Source organism: Collimonas sp. (genome assembly GCF_035566375.1).
GTDB lineage: Bacteria > Pseudomonadota > Gammaproteobacteria > Burkholderiales > Burkholderiaceae_D > Collimonas.
On sequence record NZ_DATMRK010000025.1, the window covers coordinates 1 to 17,341 of the forward strand.

General features: G+C 57.2%; 11 protein-coding genes. 5 read left to right on the forward strand and 6 right to left on the reverse strand.

What is annotated here, in order from left to right:
- Window positions 1-416 precede the first annotated feature (416 nt).
- From VNZ60_RS06935 to VNZ60_RS06955, 5 genes are all read left to right on the forward strand, one after another.
- Window positions 417-1,889 carry an MdtA/MuxA family multidrug efflux RND transporter periplasmic adaptor subunit gene (locus VNZ60_RS06935; RefSeq protein WP_325657695.1) on the forward strand — a complete coding sequence of 491 codons (1,473 nt, stop codon included), beginning with the start codon at window positions 417-419 and terminating at the stop codon, window positions 1,887-1,889.
- Window positions 1,890-1,906: 17 nt separating this feature from the next.
- The gene (locus VNZ60_RS06940) at window positions 1,907-5,065 is read left to right on the forward strand and encodes an MdtB/MuxB family multidrug efflux RND transporter permease subunit (protein ID WP_325657696.1); all 3,159 of its coding nucleotides are present in this window, start codon (window positions 1,907-1,909) and stop codon (window positions 5,063-5,065) included.
- 21 nt (window positions 5,066-5,086) lie between these two features.
- Complete coding sequence (locus tag VNZ60_RS06945; RefSeq protein ID WP_325657697.1) at window positions 5,087-8,305, forward strand: efflux RND transporter permease subunit; 3,219 nt, start codon at window positions 5,087-5,089, stop codon at window positions 8,303-8,305.
- A gap of 50 nt (window positions 8,306-8,355) precedes the next feature.
- Window positions 8,356-9,879, forward strand: coding sequence for an efflux transporter outer membrane subunit (locus VNZ60_RS06950; protein ID WP_414648790.1), 1,524 nt, complete (start codon window positions 8,356-8,358; stop codon window positions 9,877-9,879).
- 331 nt (window positions 9,880-10,210) lie between these two features.
- Window positions 10,211-10,642, forward strand: a complete 432-nt coding sequence (locus tag VNZ60_RS06955; RefSeq protein ID WP_325657698.1) for an EamA family transporter — start codon at window positions 10,211-10,213, stop codon at window positions 10,640-10,642.
- Between the two features lie 119 nt (window positions 10,643-10,761).
- On the opposite strand, the gene VNZ60_RS06960 is transcribed toward VNZ60_RS06955, so the two are convergent.
- The 6 genes from VNZ60_RS06960 to VNZ60_RS06985 all read right to left on the reverse strand — a co-directional run.
- Entirely contained in the window at window positions 10,762-11,019 is a 258-nt protein-coding gene (locus VNZ60_RS06960) for a PAAR domain-containing protein (RefSeq protein ID WP_325657699.1), read from the reverse strand.
- Between the two features lie 41 nt (window positions 11,020-11,060).
- On the reverse strand, window positions 11,061-12,821 hold the full coding sequence (locus VNZ60_RS06965) for a T6SS phospholipase effector Tle1-like catalytic domain-containing protein (protein ID WP_325657700.1): 1,761 nt from the start codon (window positions 12,819-12,821) through the stop codon (window positions 11,061-11,063).
- On the reverse strand, window positions 12,818-13,453 hold the full coding sequence (locus VNZ60_RS06970; protein ID WP_325657701.1) for a DUF3304 domain-containing protein: 636 nt from the start codon (window positions 13,451-13,453) through the stop codon (window positions 12,818-12,820). The genes VNZ60_RS06965 and VNZ60_RS06970 overlap by 4 nt, the downstream gene beginning before the upstream one ends.
- Window positions 13,450-14,205: a hypothetical protein gene (locus VNZ60_RS06975; protein ID WP_325657702.1), complete on the reverse strand. Its 756-nt coding sequence runs from the start codon at window positions 14,203-14,205 to the stop codon at window positions 13,450-13,452. Before VNZ60_RS06975 ends, VNZ60_RS06970 begins: the two co-directional genes overlap by 4 nt.
- 51 nt (window positions 14,206-14,256) lie before the next feature.
- Window positions 14,257-15,075, reverse strand: a complete 819-nt coding sequence (locus VNZ60_RS06980) for a DUF4123 domain-containing protein (RefSeq protein WP_325657703.1) — start codon at window positions 15,073-15,075, stop codon at window positions 14,257-14,259.
- A partial coding sequence (locus tag VNZ60_RS06985; RefSeq protein WP_325657704.1) for a type VI secretion system Vgr family protein occupies window positions 15,072-17,341 on the reverse strand: 2,270 nt, incomplete at its 5' end. The genes VNZ60_RS06980 and VNZ60_RS06985, both read right to left, overlap by 4 nt.

Below are 17,341 nucleotides of genomic sequence, written 5' to 3' on the forward strand. Positions count from 1 at the left end.
GAGTGAACTTTCTGCGCGCTTTTTTGCAGAAACTTCACTCTGACCCCACTTAGCGGGCCACGGAGTAGCTGCCTCATCGTTAAAAAGAACAAAACCACCCAGTGCGCTCTGTCTTTCTCCGAATCCGTCATGTGGGGTCAGAGTCAAGTTTCGCGATAAAGCACTGCATAAGTGACTCCGACCCCGTTGACTCCGCCCCCAGATGACTCTAGCCGGGGTGATGTCATGAATTATGAAACTCTCAATAGTTTGAAACAATTTCTATTAAATACATGCGGCGGTAAAATTTACTCGCTAAACTCATGTAATTAATTTTCAACAATTTGCTGCACGCCCTGAGCGCCAATTTCCGGCAAATTCGTAGCAAATCCATTTTTATTGCGCTTGACCACACTCTGACTGACCTCCTGCCCGCGATGACTACTACACCGACTCCCCGAATCGACCAATCTAACCAGCCTCGCCCCGCCCTTCCCAACCAGTACCAGGGCGGATTCCAGCGCGGCTGGCTGTGGCTGGCCGCAGTCGTCGTGCTGGCGCTAGCGGCTTACCTGATCTGGGGTCGCAATCATCAGGCGGCTGACCCAGCCACGGCAAGCTCGGGACAAACGCCGGGGCAAGCGTCGAATGGCGGCGGCAAAGGCGGAAAAGGTGGGAAAGGTGGAAATCGCGGTGGATTTCCCGGCGCCGGCGGCCCGCTGCCGGTTGGCGTCGCAGTCGCCAAAACCGGCGATATCAGGATCTATCTCTCGGGTCTCGGCAGCGTCACTCCGGAAGCCACGGCGACGGTCAAAAGCCGGGTTAACGGACAGTTGATGAAATTGCATTTTCAGGAAGGCCAGATAGTCAAGGCCGGCGACTTGCTGGCCGAGCTGGATCCGCGCCCTTACCAGGTGGCGGTGACGCAGGCCGAAGGCCAGCTGCTCAAAGACACCGCCCTGCTGAAGGCTGCGCAAATCGATTTGCAACGCTACCGCACATTGCTGACGCAAGACTCCATCGCCAGTCAGCAGGTCGACACCCAGGCCGCCCTGGTCAAGCAATATGAAGGCACGGTCAAATCGGATCAAGGCTCGCTCGACAGCGCCCGCCTGCAACTCACTTACTCGCGCGTCACTGCGCCGATCGGCGGCCGCCTCGGTTTGCGCCAGGTCGACCTCGGCAATATTGTGCAGAGCAGCGATACCAACGGCATCGTGGTCATCACCCAGCTGCAACCGATCACCAGCGTATTCAGTATTCCGGAAGATAATATTCCCAGCGTCATGAAACAGATCCAGGCTGGCAAAAAGCTGGCGACCGATGTCTGGGACCGCGATCAAAAAAACAAACTCGACAGCGGCGCGCTGCTGACCATCGACAACCAGGTCGACAGCAGCACCGGCACGGTCAAACTGAAGGCGGAATTCCCGAATCTCAATTACGCCCTGTTTCCGAACCAGTTCGTCAATGTCCGCATGCTGCTCGACACCCGCCGCGATGCTACCGTGATTCCGAATGCGGCGATTCAGCGCGGCGCCAAAGGTAATTTCGTGTATGTGGTGAAAGCCGATCATTCGGTCACCATCCGTGACGTCACAGCCGGCCCGGTAGAAGGTGAATCGACTGCGATTGACAAGGGTATCGCCGTCGGCGAAACCGTGGTCATCGACGGCATCGACAAACTCAAGGAAGGCGCCAAGGTGGAACCGGTGGTCCGTGGCGGTCCGGCGGCGGCTGGGGCCGGCACAACTGCGGCGGCCGGCGCTGACGCCGGCAGCGCTGCCGGCACCCATAAGGGCGGCCGCCGTCACGGCCAGGACGCCACTGGTGGCGCTGCCGCCAGCGCGCCTGCCGCATCCGCAACACCCGCCGCCCCTGCTGCCGCCAACAACCGCACCAGCCCATAAGCAACTGTGAAGATAGTATGAATCCCTCACGCCAGTTTATTCTCCGGCCGGTTGCCACATCCCTGTTGATGCTGGCCATTTTCCTGGCCGGCATCGTCGCCTACAAGCAACTGCCGCTTTCGGCCTTGCCGGAAGTCGACTATCCAACCATCCAGGTAGTGACGCTGTATCCCGGCGCCAGCCCGGATGTCATGACCTCATCCGTCACCGCGCCGCTGGAACGCCAGTTCGGCCAGATGCCTGGCCTCAACCAGATGTCGTCGACCAGCTCCGGCGGCGCCTCGGTCATCACCCTGCAATTCAGTCTCGACCTGAGCCTCGATATCGCCGAGCAGGAAGTCCAGGCAGCGATCAACGCCGGCGGCAATCTGCTGCCCTCCGATCTGCCGACGCCGCCGATCTACAACAAGGTCAACCCGGCCGATACGCCGATCATGTCCTTGGCGATCACCTCGAAAACGCTGCCGCTGCCGAAGGTGCAAGATCTGATCGACACCCGCCTGGCGCAAAAGATTTCGCAAGTGCCGGGGGTGGGCCTGGTCAGCCTGTCCGGCGGCCAGCGGCCAGCCGTGCGCCTGCAGCTGAATCCGCGTGCGGTGGCGGCGATGGGCCTGAACCTGGATGACATCCGCACCGCTATCGGCAACGCCAACGTCAACCAGGCCAAAGGCAGCTTCGACGGCCCGGCGCGCGCCTCCACCATCGACGCCAACGACCAGCTGCGCTCAGCCGATGAATACCGCAACCTGATCATCGCCTACAAGAGCGGCGCACCAATCCGCGTCTCCGATGTCGCCGATGTGATCGACGATGCCGAAAACATCCGCCTGGCGGCCTGGGCCAACACTTCGCCGGCAGTGATCCTGAATATCCAGCGGCAACCGGGCGCCAACGTCATCGGCGTGGTCGACAGCATCAAGAAGATCCTGCCGAAACTGCAGGAAACCCTACCCGGCGCGATCGATGTCCAGATCCTGACCGACCGCACCACCACCATCCGCGCCTCGGTGGCGGATGTGCAGTTCGAACTGCTGCTGTCAGTCGCCCTGGTGGTGATGGTGATCTTCATTTTCCTGCGCAGCGTACCTGCCACCATCATCCCTAGCGTGGCGGTGCCGCTGTCGCTGATCGGCACTTTCGGCGTCATGTACCTGGTTGGATTCTCGGTCAACAACCTGACCCTGATGGCGCTCACCATCGCCACCGGCTTCGTGGTCGACGATGCGATCGTGATGATCGAGAACATCTCGCGCTACATCGAAGAAGGCATGAAGCCCTTGCAGGCGGCCCTGAAAGGCGCGGAGCAAATCGGCTTTACCATCATTTCGCTGACGTTTTCACTGATTGCAGTGCTGATCCCGCTGCTGTTCATGGGCGACGTCGTCGGCCGCCTGTTCCGCGAATTCGCCATCACGCTGGCGGTGGCGATCCTGATTTCCGCCGTCATCTCGTTGACGTTGACGCCGATGATGTGCGCCCGGCTGCTGCACCATATTCCGGAACAAAAGCAAAGCTGGTTCTACCGCAAGAGCGGTGCAACCCTGGATCGGATTATCGCCCGCTACGGCGTGGCGCTGGAATGGGTGCTGCGCCACCAGTTCGCGACGCTGATCGTGGCCATCGGCACGCTGGTGCTGACCGCGGTGCTGTACATCTTTATTCCGAAAGGCTTTTTCCCTGTGCAGGACACCGGCGTCATCCAGGGCATCTCCGAGGCCAGCCAGTCGGTTTCTTTTTCCGCCATGGCGGCCCGGCAGCAAGCGCTGGCGGCGGTGGTGCTGAAAGACCCGGCAGTCGACAGCCTGTCGTCTTTCATCGGCGTCGATGGCACTAACGCCACGCTGAACAGCGGCCGCATGCTAATCAACCTGAAGCCGCACGATCAACGCAATCTGAGCGCCAGCGACGTCATCCGCCGCCTGCAACCGGAACTGGATCGCCAGGTCGGCGGCATCACGCTGTACATGCAACCGGTGCAGGATCTGACGATTGAAGATAGCGTCAGCCGCACCCAGTATCAATTCAGCGTCGAGGATGCCAACGCCGATGAACTCAGCATCTGGGTGCCGAAGCTGATCGAGCGCCTGCGCCAGATCCCGCAGCTGGCGGATATCGCCAGCAACCAGCAGGATCTCGGTTTGCAAGCCTACATCGCGATCGACCGCGATGCGGCGTCGCGGCTCGGCATCACCACGGCGGCCATCGATAACGCCCTGTACAACGCCTTCGGCCAGCGCCTGATCTCAACCATCTATACCCAATCCAACCAGTACCGGGTAGTGATGGAAGTGAAACCGGAATTCCAGAAAGGGCCGGCGGCGCTGAACAGTATTTTCCTGGTCGCTGGCAACGGCAACCAGGTGCCGCTGTCGAGCATCGCCACGGTCGAGGAACGCACTTCGCCGCTGGTGATCAACCATATCGGCCAGTTCCCTGCCACCACGATTTCATTCAACCTGGCGCCCGGCGCTTCACTGGGCGACGCGGTCAAAGCGATCGAGGCTGCGGAACAGGAGATCGGCTTGCCGGCCAGCATACAAACCAGTTTCCAGGGTGCAGCGCTGGCCTTCCAGGCATCGCTCAGCAATACGCTGATGCTGATCCTGGCGGCGATCATCACCATGTATATCGTGCTGGGCGTGCTGTATGAAAGCTACATCCACCCGATCACGATCTTGTCGACGCTGCCCTCCGCCGGCGTCGGCGCCCTGCTGTCGCTGATGATCGCCGGCACCGATCTGGGGATTATCGGCATCATCGGGATTATCCTGTTGATCGGTATCGTCAAGAAGAACGCCATCATGATGATCGACTTTGCGCTGGACGCCGAACGCAACGAAGGCAAAAGCCCGCGCGATGCGATCTACCAGGCTTGCCTGCTGCGCTTCCGGCCGATCCTGATGACCACCATGGCGGCTCTGCTGGGTGCATTGCCGCTGATGCTCGGCAGCGGTGTCGGTTCGGAATTGCGGCAGCCGCTGGGGATCACCATGGTTGGCGGCCTGCTGGTATCGCAGGTGCTGACCTTGTTCACCACCCCGGTCATCTATCTGGCGTTCGACAATCTGGCGCGCCGTGCGAAGGCACGCTTTGGCAGCAAGGAAGAGCCGCATCCGGATGATGACGACCACGATGGCGCCATCCCCCGGCAGCAGCCGCGGCTGGATGAGCCGTAAGGCAAGGGATCAGAACACAGCATGAATATCTCGCGTCCCTTTATTCAACGGCCGATTGCCACCACGCTACTGACCATCGGCGTGGCCCTGGCCGGCATGGTGGCGTTCCGGCTGCTGCCGGTATCGCCGTTGCCGCAAGTAGATTTCCCGACCATCTCGATCTCGGCGTCACTGCCGGGCGCCAGTCCGGAAACCATGGCCGCCACCGTGGCGACGCCGCTGGAGCGCGCACTGGGGTCGATCGCCGGGGTCACCGAAATGACCTCGTCGAGTTCGCTCAGCTCGACCCGCATCACCATGCAGTTCGATCTCAACCGCGACATCGACGGCGCCGCACGCGACGTCCAGGCCGCGCTCAACGCAGCGCGCAACCTGCTGCCGACCGGCTTGCCCAGCAATCCGAATTATCGCAAGGTGAATCCGGCCGATGCGCCGATCATGATTCTGGCGCTGACCTCGGACAGCATGACGCAGGGCCAGATGTACGACGCTGCCGACACCATCCTGGCGCAAAAGCTGTCGCAGGTGAAAGGCGTCGGCCAGGTCAGCGTCGGCGGCAGTTCGCAGCCGGCGGTGCGGATCGAACTGAATCCGACCGCACTTAACAAATACGGCATAGGCACGGCTGACGTCCGCACCGCGATCGCCGCCACCAACGCTAACCGCCCCAAGGGCGTGCTGGAAGACGGCGACAAGAACTGGCAGATCTACGCCAACGACCAGGCCAAGACCGCCGCCGAATACATGCCGCTGATTGTTTCCTATCGCAATGGCGCGCCGGTGCGCGTCAGCGATGTCGCCACGGTGGTCGATTCGGTTGCCAATCTGCGCAACGCCGGCTCCGCCAACGGCAAACCGTCGGTGCTGGTGATCCTGAATCGCCAGCCCGGCGCCAACATCATCGAAACGGTGGACGAAGTGCGGGCGCTGCTGCCGCAGTTGCGCGCCTCGATTCCGGCTGCCATCAACCTTGATGTCGCACTCGACCGCACGCCGACCATTCGCGCCTCTTTGAGCGGAACCGAGGACACCTTGATGATGTCGATCGCACTGGTGATCATGGTGGTGTTCCTGTTCCTGCGCAACGGCCGCGCCACGCTGATCCCGGCAGTCGCCGTGCCGGTCTCGCTGATCGGCACTTTCGGCGTCATGTATTTGCTCGGCTACAGCCTCGACAATCTATCCCTGATGGCGCTGACGATTGCCACCGGCTTCGTGGTCGACGATGCCATCGTGGTGCTGGAAAACGTCTCGCGCCACATTGAAGCAGGCATGAAACCGTTTGCCGCAGCATTGCAAGGAGCCAAGGAAGTCGGCTTTACGGTGATGTCGATGAGTCTTTCCCTGATCGCCGTGTTCATCCCGATCCTGCTGATGGGCGGCATCGTCGGCCGCCTGTTCCGCGAATTTGCCGTCACCTTGTCGGTGGCGATCCTGGTATCGCTGGTGGTCTCGCTGACCACCACCCCGATGATGTGCGCGCGCCTGCTAAAGCACGAGCCGCACCGCAAGCAAGGACGTTTCTTCACCGCCACCGAACGCGCCTTCAACGCCATGTTGCGCGGCTACGAACGGTCGCTGGCCTGGGCCCTGCGTTTTTCGCCATTGATGATACTGATCCTGTTCGGCACCATCGCCCTCAATGTGTATCTGTACACCGTCATTCCCAAAGGCTTTTTCCCGCAGCAGGATACCGGCCTGGTGATGGGCGGCATCCAGGGCGACCAGTCGATTTCCTTCCAGTCGATGAAGGTCAAGCTCAATGAGTTTGTCGAGATCGTCCGCAAGGATCCCGATGTGCAAAGCGTGATTGCCTTCACCGGCGGCGGCCAGAGCAATCGCGGCAACATGTTCATTACCCTCAAGCCGCTGACCGAACGCAAGCTCACCGCCGATCAGGTCATCGCGCGCCTGCGCGGCAAACTCAGCCATGTGCCCGGCGCCAACCTGTTCATGCAACCGGTGCAGGATATCCGCGTCGGCGGCCGCGCCAGCGACGCCCAGTACCAATACACCTTGCAGTCCGACGATCTGAATGAATTGCGCACCTGGGAACCGAAAATCCGCGAAGCCTTCAGCGCCCTGCCGCAACTGGCCGACGTCAATACCGACCAGCAGGACAAGGGCTTGCAGACCACCCTGACGATTGATCGCGAAAGCGCGATACGCAGCGGTGTCACGCCGCAGCTGATCGACTCGACCTTGAACGACCTGTTTGGCCAACGCCAGGTGTCGACCATTTACAGCGGCATGAATCAATACCACGTGGTGATGGAGGCCGCTCCGCAATATTGGCAGAGTCCGCGCATCTTGCATGACACTTACGTCAGCATCCCGGCCAGCACCGCCAATCTGTCGCCCACCACCTCTGCACTCGGCACGCCGCCGGCATTGACCGCAGGCGGCAAGCTGGCCTCCAATTCATCGCTGGCGCTGACCCTCTCGACCACGGCGGAGCAACAGATGCCGCTGGCGGCGTTCACCAGTTTCCAGCCGACCAATACCTCGCTCGGGGTCAACCACCAGAGTCAGTTCATCGCCTCCACCATTTCCTTCAATCTGCCGACCGGCGGTTCTTTATCGGATGCGACGGCGGCGATCAACGATGCGCTGGCCCGGATCGGCGTGCCGACCTCGGTGCACGGCAGCTTCCAGGGCACCGCCAATGTATTCCAGTCATCCTTGAGCAGCCAGCCGATGCTGATTCTGACGGCGTTGCTGGCGGCGTACATCGTGCTTGGCGTTTTGTATGAAAGCTATGTACATCCGATCACCATCCTCTCGACCCTGCCTTCGGCCGGTGTCGGCGCCCTGCTGGCATTGCTGGCGACCGGCACCGATTTCAGCCTGATCGCCTTGATCGGCGTGATCCTGCTGATCGGTATCGTCAAGAAGAATGCGATCATGATGATCGACTTCGCCCTCGATGTCGAACGCACGCGCGGGCTATCGCCGCGCGATTCGATTTTCGAAGCCTGCCGGTTGCGCTTCCGGCCGATCATGATGACCACCATGGCGGCCATGCTCGGCGCGGTGCCGCTGGCGCTGGGCCACGGCGACGGCGCCGAACTGCGGCGGCCGCTGGGGATCGCGATTGTCGGTGGCCTGATCATGAGCCAGTTGCTGACGTTGTACACGACGCCGGTGGTCTACCTGTATATGGATCGCTTCCGCTTGTGGAGCAAAGACAAATGGGAGCGGCGCAGCGGCAGGCCGGTGCCTGATACCAGCGAAGCTTAACAAGAACAGCAATATTATGGTCGCCGAAAACGACAATCAACGGATCTAATATGAGCCATACGCAAAAGCAGAAGCAAGCACCTATGCACAGAACCCTGTTGGCGGCAGCAGCGGCAACAACCGCAGCGCTGCTATTGAGCGCCTGCGCCGTCGGCCCGGATTACGTACGCCCGGCCGCCGTGGCGCCGGCCGCCTTCAAGGAAAACAAGGATTGGAAAACGGCGACCCCGCAAGATCAGGAACTGCATGGAAAATGGTGGGAGGTTTATCAGGATCCGCAATTGAATGCGCTGGTCGAGCAAGTCAATATCTCCAACCAGAATCTGGCGCAAGCCGAGGCCCAATTCCGGCAAGCGAAAGCCCTGGTGGAATCGGCCAGAGCGTCTTACTTTCCGACCGTAGGGGCCAGTGTTTCGTCCACCCGTTCAGGCGGACGCAGCGGTAGCGGCAGTAGCAGCCAAAGCGGTAGCAGCAGCGGCTCGGTAACAACCTCCGACTCACTCGGCCTGAACGCCAGCTGGGAACCCGATCTGTGGGGCCGCATCAGCCGTACGGTGGAAGCCAACCGGGCCTCGGCCCAGGCCAGTGCCGCCGACTTGCAGGTGGCCAGGCTCAGCGCGCAATCCTCGCTGGCGCAAAACTACCTGCAATTGCGGGTGCTCGACTTGCAGCAGAATCTGCTCGACGAGACGGTAGCGGCCTATCAGAAATCGCTGCAACTGACGCAAAACCAGTACGCCGTTGGCGTGGTTGCCCGCTCCGACGTGATTCAAGCGCAGACCCAGCTCAAAGGCGCACAAGCAAAGGCCTTGGACAATGGCGTCTCGCGTGCGCAGCTGGAACACGCGATCGCCCTGTTGACCGGACAAGCGGCTTCCAGCTTCTCGATTGCACCGGCGCCGCTGGTCGCGGTGCTGCCGGAGATTCCGGTCGGCGTGCCGTCGTCGCTGCTGGAACGGCGTCCCGATGTCAGCTCGGCGGAAAGGCTGGCAGCGGCGGCCAACGCCCAGATCGGCGTCGCCAAAGCCGCGTATTTTCCTAACCTGACCTTGTCGGCTTCCGGCGGCTTTCAAAGCAACAGTTTTGCCAACTGGCTGACGGTGCCGAACCGCATCTGGTCGCTAGGACCGGCGCTGGCCGCCACCCTGTTTGACGGCGGCGCCCGGCGCGCTCAAAGCGACAAGGCGATTGCCGCCTACGACGCCAGCGTCGCGGCATACAAACAGACGGTGCTGACCAGTTTCCAGGAAGTGGAAGACAATCTGGCGGCATTACGGATTCTGGAGCAGGAAGCTGCGGTCCAGGATGAGACTGTCAAGTTTGCACATCAAGCGGTGGACCTGATCATGAATCAGTACCGGGCCGGCACCGTCAACTACACCAGTGTGGTGACGGCGCAAACAACCGCATTTAACGCCGATCTGTCGGCGCTGAATATCCAGGATCGGCGCTTTGCTGCCAGTGTGCTGCTGATCAAGGCGCTCGGCGGCGGCTGGAATCAGACTGAGCTGCCTGATAACGCCATGTTGAACGATCGTGCAGCCACTGGAAGCAGCAAACCCGCGGCCAAATAAAAGTAGCGAGGCAAGCCACGGCAAGAGTCATGTGGGGTCAGAGTCAACGGGGTTAGTCAATTTCTGCAGTGCTTCATCGCCAACTTGACTCTGACCCCACATGACGGATTCGGAGAGAGGCAGAGCGCACTAGGTGGTCTTGTATTTCTTCAGCGATGAGGCAGCTACTCCGTGGCCCGCTAAGTGGGGTCAGAGTGAAGTTTCTGCAAAAAACGCGCAGAAAGTTCACTCTGACCCCAGTTAGCTGCGTTTGTTAAGCGCAACCGGGCAAGGGCATTGTCATGTTTTATGAAGCTTTCAAAAGCTCACATTCCATATCAGGGAGAAAAAAATGAATTTCGGTTCCAGCTGGCAGGTATTTGCTCTCGGCTCTGCATTTTTTGCTGGCCTGACGGCGATCTTCGGCAAGTTCGGCGTGGTCGGCATGAATTCCAATTTTGCCACCTTCATCCGCACCATCGTCATCCTGTTCGTGATCGCCGGCATCGTCACCTTGCGCGACGAGTGGCAAAAACCATCGCTGGTCAACCCTTCCAACTGGCTGTTCCTCGTCCTCTCGGCCATCGCTACCGGCCTGTCCTGGCTGTGCTACTACCATGCCTTGCAAATCGGCCCGATATCCAAGGTGGCGCCAATCGACAAACTGAGCGTCGCTTTTGCCATCGTGCTGGGCTTGCTGTTTGCGGGTGAGCAGCTGACTTGGCCGGTGGCGATTGGCGGCTCGTTGATTGTGGCCGGTTCGGTGGTGATTATCGCGTTTTGATCCTCGGAAGCTCGACGTCCTGCCTCGGAAGCTCGACGCCATACCGACTGGTAAAACGGATTGTGCGGATTTTATCGCTGCCTAGCGGGATTGGAGCATTCCAAGTTTCCCTTGATGTTTTAGAGTGACGATATCAGCGTGGCGCCGCATTCCGTAAGGTCATCGTGATAGGCGACGGCTTTACCGTGATGTTGGCGACTGCTATCGAGCGGCCTTATCGCAAACCGTCCCTTGCACTTTGGACAAACGGTCATATCCCCGTCCAACGCCACCGCTATACCCATCGCAATAAAGCTTTCGCTCGCAGAAACCACCTCGCCACCATGCGAGGTCTTATCGCCGAGCCGAATTACGCCCCGCCCTTCGACATCTTTCATTTTCTTGCCCTTCCATGGATCATCGATATGCGATCGACGCACTAGCCTCTTGCAACGTTTTGATCGGTGGCATCATTGCTTGCAACTCTTTCCACGCGGCTTTGATCGACAGCATCGTTACGGACAATAGTTGCCTCGCCGGTGCCACGGAATCCTTTGCGATAACGCCAATAGCCGGTTGACTCAACCAAACTCTTGGTAAAGCCAGCATAAGAGTCGTGAACAAAGTCATCGAAAAGCGTGGCAAGTGCAGCTGACGTCAGTGGCGCCTTCTGCGCAATATCCAGTATTACCGGTGCCTCTGGATCCAGCGAACTCAATTCTGACTGTTGGTACTCGTGCGCTTTCAAACTGGCGCCGGGATTACCTGTAATAAAATCCAGAAAACGCCGCGACAGACTCACATCGCCTTTGAAGGCGATCAATCCGGCATCACGCATCAATTTCTTGTTTGCGTCGACCAATAGCTTTTTATCTCCTGCGTCTGCTTTCTGAACATGACTGAGTTGCTCGTAATTTTTACATACCTGCCAACGCCAGGTCAGATAGGGTTGCAGCCAGCTATGCATCTGACGCGCGGCCATCGTCGACACAGTTAAGAAATCGCTGAATGCCTGTTCAACGCGAGGATCAATCGCGAACGGATCATAATTTTTGGCTGTATCTAACGCCCGCTTCTTGTCCAACGGCACACCCGCAGCGACCGCGCATGCCAGCATGTGGTTGAGTGGGATTTGCGCCAATTTAAGTGCATCACTTTCAATAGGAGTTTTACCGACGGAGATACCCAATTCCCCTGGGGCATATCCGCCACCGACATCGCTATGCGCTCCTGGATATGCAAACTCTTGGCAATGCGGCGGCATTACGCCGTTCACACCAAGTTCGTCGAGTGGGAAATTCTTACGGAGCTCGTGCATCGCCACCATGTGTACGCAATTTTCCACTGACTCGGGAATGCGAAGATTTTTTGGGACAGCCCAGCCCTTGTGTCCATCGGTGCTGTTCGTAATCGTTCCAAACACGCCGGACAATATACCTGCCGAGGCCACCGTGTCCATCAGACCAACAAAGCGCAAGCGGACGGTGACACCCGCGAGCTTGCCGCCCGATAGCGACTGATCCAGCCATTGACAAAACACACGAGCTTGCGCCGCCCCGCGGGAGAAACCAAATACGTCTACGAAGCATTCTTTGACATCAGGTTTGCCATGTGCCGATAATTTCTTCTCCAACAGGCTCGACTGGCGTTCAAAAAACTGCTGACGGCGGTACCCCTCCGCCATATCCGGCATAAGTAGGCCGTAATTCATTCCTAGGCCTTGCAGTGCTTTTTCATCTGACTGAAGGGGGGTACCCGGCCCATTTCGGCATAACGCTTTGACTTGCGCCTCACTAAAAAGCTTCAAATCGTCAAAGGCACGTTGATGTATTGAGTTAAATACTGCCAACAACCCAAACACAATACGACTTTCACAACCAAGGCCAAAGCCATTGCCAAAAGTGCTATGTCCCGTTTCTCCAATTTCCGTAAAAGGGGTACCGACACCTGGAACATAAATGCGATAAACGCCATCTGCGGGACTGTCTGGATAGGCATCGGACAATCTCACGATGTTGCTATGCCCAAGCTTCGGCTTATCTTCATCGCGATTATTGTTGGTGCCGTCAAAAAATACGCCGACGTGCATATTTTCTTCACAATTCCCAGCGTCAAGCTGATGCTTTGGTACCACCATCGTTACGCCGGAGACCGGCGCTTGCCGAGTTGGCGCAATTGCAAATGCAAGCTCTTCAGTCATCGCCAGTCTCCATATTTTTTTCTATTCGCATCACGCTTGCGGCTCATTTCTTCCAATTCCTCTGGCGTAAAAAGAGCGGCGATACGGGTACCAACTGTTGCGCTATCGACGGCATGTGGATCGTTACGTTGGATGGGATGAAGTTTGCTCAAAGAACCGGGGGAACTGGAAACAATTCGAATTTTTCCTCCTGCGAAAAAATGTACCCATACGTGCTCCGGCTCCTCGTATTTCTCAATCGGGACGTTGGCTTTGTAGATGCCTTCAGAGGTAACACTTTTATAGTTTCCTATAGCTGTCTCTGTTAAATTTTCTTTACTCCAGTCGCCAACTGCCCATCGCACTTCGGCTGTCAGACCTTGCCTCCATTTCTTTGGCAACGCTACACAACAGACGGTCCCGCCCCCTCCCCCCTCGCGGCCCACATTACCGCCACCAGCGCCATCCACGTAGAAATCGGAAATATTGAAGTCTCGTCCTATGTGCTGAACACCAGTCAGGCCAACAGGCGTGAAATTATCTTCATCGCCCCCAGCGTGGACGCTGGCACATCCGGTAAAGATAAATGCCAATATGGACATTGCCAGCGTATGTAGCCAGCTAAATCTGGCTTTTGAATGAGTCAGTCTCATCGCTCTTCTTCCTGATTATTAGTTGCAGTTCGAACGTAGGTACCTTTGACGATTCCACCGTCATCTTCTACGATTAATTGATTAGGCTTATTCGAGGCAACGCTTGCTGCAGCCGTTTTGAATGCTTGAGATAATTTGCCCAGCTCCAATATTGCCACAACGATTTTAGTTTTCTTGCCATCCACTTTGAACCATTTTCGTTCAAGCTCTATTGTCGGAAACGCCAAACCTATTTCAGTAACTTCAACACCTTTCCATTCCGGCGTTTGCCTGTCGGCTAAGAAGACCTTGCCTGAACTGCTGGTTTTCGCGCTTCGAATTTTCCCATTCGAGAATTTAAAATCGACCTCGACATCTTGCCATCGCATTCCGAATTTCGGAGTACCTGCTACAAGCCCCATCAGGATAGGTTCCTTAGCGTCCTTCGTAAAATCAGAATCAGGCTGATCAATTTGCTGAATTTCGCTAAAGTATGGCGGTGACTGATCTGCAATCAAATAGACTTGATTCCCTGTCACAGACCAAGTCCCATCCGCCTGTGCGTCCGTGCCGCCATACATGGCAGCATATTTAAAGTGATGATCGACTTGCAGAATAATATCTGCTGCTGCCTCACGTGCACCTTTCAGAGAGTAATGCCCTACTAGCGACGAACCGACATTCACGTCAGTTGCTTGCCCCAATACGGGCATGAACTGTGCGCATAGGGCAACAGCGAAAGTACAAGATTTAAATAATCTGGAGAGATTCATAGCGCCTTCTATTTTATTTAATATGCATTACGTGCGTGATTCGGGTAAACATCAATAACGGATTGCCGCTTGTCGCAAATCCTGGCAAATGGTGGCGGTATTTTTTTGTGCGAGTATGCCGAACAGACTGGCGTCCTTAAGCAATTCTCCATGAGAGTCAAAAATGGCGCTGGCGAGTGAGAACAACACCTCGCTGTCAAAGTGTCCCGCAGCTTGCCAAACGCGCCGCGCTTCGCTGGCCCAACGATGCTGTTCTGCCGGATTGCCGGGCAAGATCTGACCATAACGCATACTTTGTACGTTGCCAATCAACTGATCTGCTGCAGCCGACTCTCTCAAACTCTCGACTTGCTGGGTAGTTAGAACGAAGGGTGTGGCCACCACGTCTTGCTCCATGTCGGCCAGCGGCAAGGTAGTCATTGCTCCTTCTCGTTGATGGATGCACCAGCGCACCATTGGACCTGCGAAAGTAACCCATTGTGCAGGACTGAGCATCGTTGCCAGCGCAGGCAAGATGCAACAATCCGCGAAACGCAGCGTCAGCTCTTTTCCTGTTTCGGTCCGTACAAAAATGAAATGACGCAAATGCTGCGCCAATGCCTCATGCGACAACGCCGTATCGATGATGGAAACATGCAGTTGTGGTCGCTTGGCATTAACCAGCGCCATCACATATTCAAGCTGTCCGGCCAATTCAGCAGCTTCTATGTCAATTACCAACGGACTGACCGCCGCAGCGGGATCTTTGTAGACCGGTATCAGCCAGTCCGGGCGCACTTCCGGCGCCATGGGTAAGAATTTTTCTGCGCCACCCAGCATGGCGCTGTCTAGCAGAATAAAAGAGGAGATTTTAGGTAGTGTCTCAGTCATAAAGGATGCGCGAATGGATTGTTAGCTTTGGCCGCTTTCAACAGGCAAGGAATACAGATGTCATGGTCCGGCAACTGTCCCGGAAACTGAATTGGTCTGTTCTGCGGAGGAAAGGTCTGATGATTGGCTGCGTGCATTTCATGGCCGCCCGGAGTATAGCCTTTGATGCCGTCTGCGCTAATCACCAACTCACTGCCGCCGCCGTTGATGCGCACGCCTTTTTTACCTTTGAGATTGATCCAGTCGGTCGTACTGATAATATCCAACACCTTTTGCGCAAGCAGTTCCATATCATCGCTTTGCGCCTGGATCTGCACCTTGCCGCTGGCGGCAATTAGTTTGATGCCCAGCTTATGAACAAAGACAGACCATTTTTCCTTGATGCTTGCATAGAACGATTTTCCAGCAGCAAGAGACACGTGGCCGCCCGTCGTCAATGCCAGGTGTTCGCCGCTAGCGATATGGGTCGATGCTGCAGTGGTAGTTTCAATCCCGCTCGGACTCGCCAACACCAGATGCGGCTCAGCCAGCTCAGGAAACGTTCCGGCGCCGCCATCGCTGCCTTTGATCGCATCGTTTTGCGCTTTGATCGTCTTGGCGACATCACTCTGATCCACATCTTTGTCTTGCGCCTGATGTTGTTGCGCCAGACCGGCCAGCTGCTCGTGCAGGTCTCGGCTCTGCGTCAAGCGCGAAACCGTCTCGCCCATATCCGTGATATGACCTGCTGCCTTGATCCTGGCGTGGGTGCTGATCAGCATTCCCTTGGAACGGACTACGCCGACGCCATCCGATCTCAGTTCGAACCCTTCGCCTCTGGCATCCTTGCGTCCGGCGTTATCTTCGATGCGCGTGATGTAGCCGAGAGAAAGTTGACTGTGTTGATGATCGCTTTTTATCTGCGTTTGTATCTTTCCATTGGAGTCGTCAAAAACCACATGCCCGCTGCGGCCGCCTGGCGAGTTGCCGCCATTCGGTGTTAGTTCTCGGCTACGCATGCCGCTCAGAGCCTGCTGTGTCGGCAAGGCCCAGGCCGGCATGTTGATCTGGTTGACCACCGAGCCAGTAATGATCGGACGGTCGCAATTACCGTCGAGTTTTTGCACAATCACCGACTGGCCCATGCGCGGTATAGCGACAAACCCTTGTTGCGCGCCTGACCAGCCGCTGGCTACGCGAATCCAGGCAGAACAGTTTTCATCCTGCTTGCCAACCCGGTCCCAATGGAACATCACCTTCACGCGTCCATATTGGTCCACATGCAAGTTTTCACCTTTCGGGCCAGTGACCGTGGCGGTCTGGATGCTGAAATCTTTGGTGTCCTGGCTGTTGTAGCCACGCCCTGGGCGCCACGGAATTTTCTTGCGGATGCACACCAGGGAGTTGCTATAGTCGGCAATCACATCTGCGTCTTGCAGATAGTTATTGGTCGCGTGATGGGTCACGCTGACGATCAGGAATTCGTGATCCTGTTCGTCGCCACTGTGTGACTGATTTTCTGAAAAATGGCCGGTCAGACGGAACCAGCGCCCCGGCATGACGTAGCGATTGTTGCCACTGCCCTCAAAATATTTACCAGGGACTTCGATTTCCTCCATGCGTATCTTGCTGATACGCTCGCCATCCTGCTGATTGACAAAGCCGTAGGCACCAGCATATTCGTAGGACTCCACCTGCGGCACCGTACCCTGCTTGTTAATGGTCGGTGTGCTGGCTTCTTTTGTGCGCGGGTCCTTGAAATCGTAGCCGGACAGAGTGGTAGTCGACGCCGTGAATTGCCGAACCGGCGACCAGTTGCCGATAGCGTCTTCTTCAATCGCGCCGGCATGACGTTGAAATGGGATTTCTGGCCGGCCGTCAATCGGCGCGACATCGGTCGATCTGTCTGACAGCACCAGCTGATGCCCTTTGCTGCTGTGCTCGTACCAATAATGCCAGCCCAAATATTCCCAACGGCGGTGCAGATAGTTGTGTTGCGATTCGTTGCATAGAAACGCATCGGTCATGATCGGGTCGGTGTCGCGCAGCTTGCTATCCCATACGGCATAGGCGCCATAGCCTGAAAATATCTGCTCTGTCTGATCGTGAAGCGTCTTATTGTGGAAGATGTAGTTATCTTTTCGCCCCGTCAGGAAATGGAGCCACGGCCCTAACGTTGCTTCATAGAAGGCGATGCTGCCATCTGTACGTTTGAGCCGCACCGTATGGATATATCCGGTGAAGCAACGCATGGTTCCGTCACCGCGTACCAACTCCACACACAGTA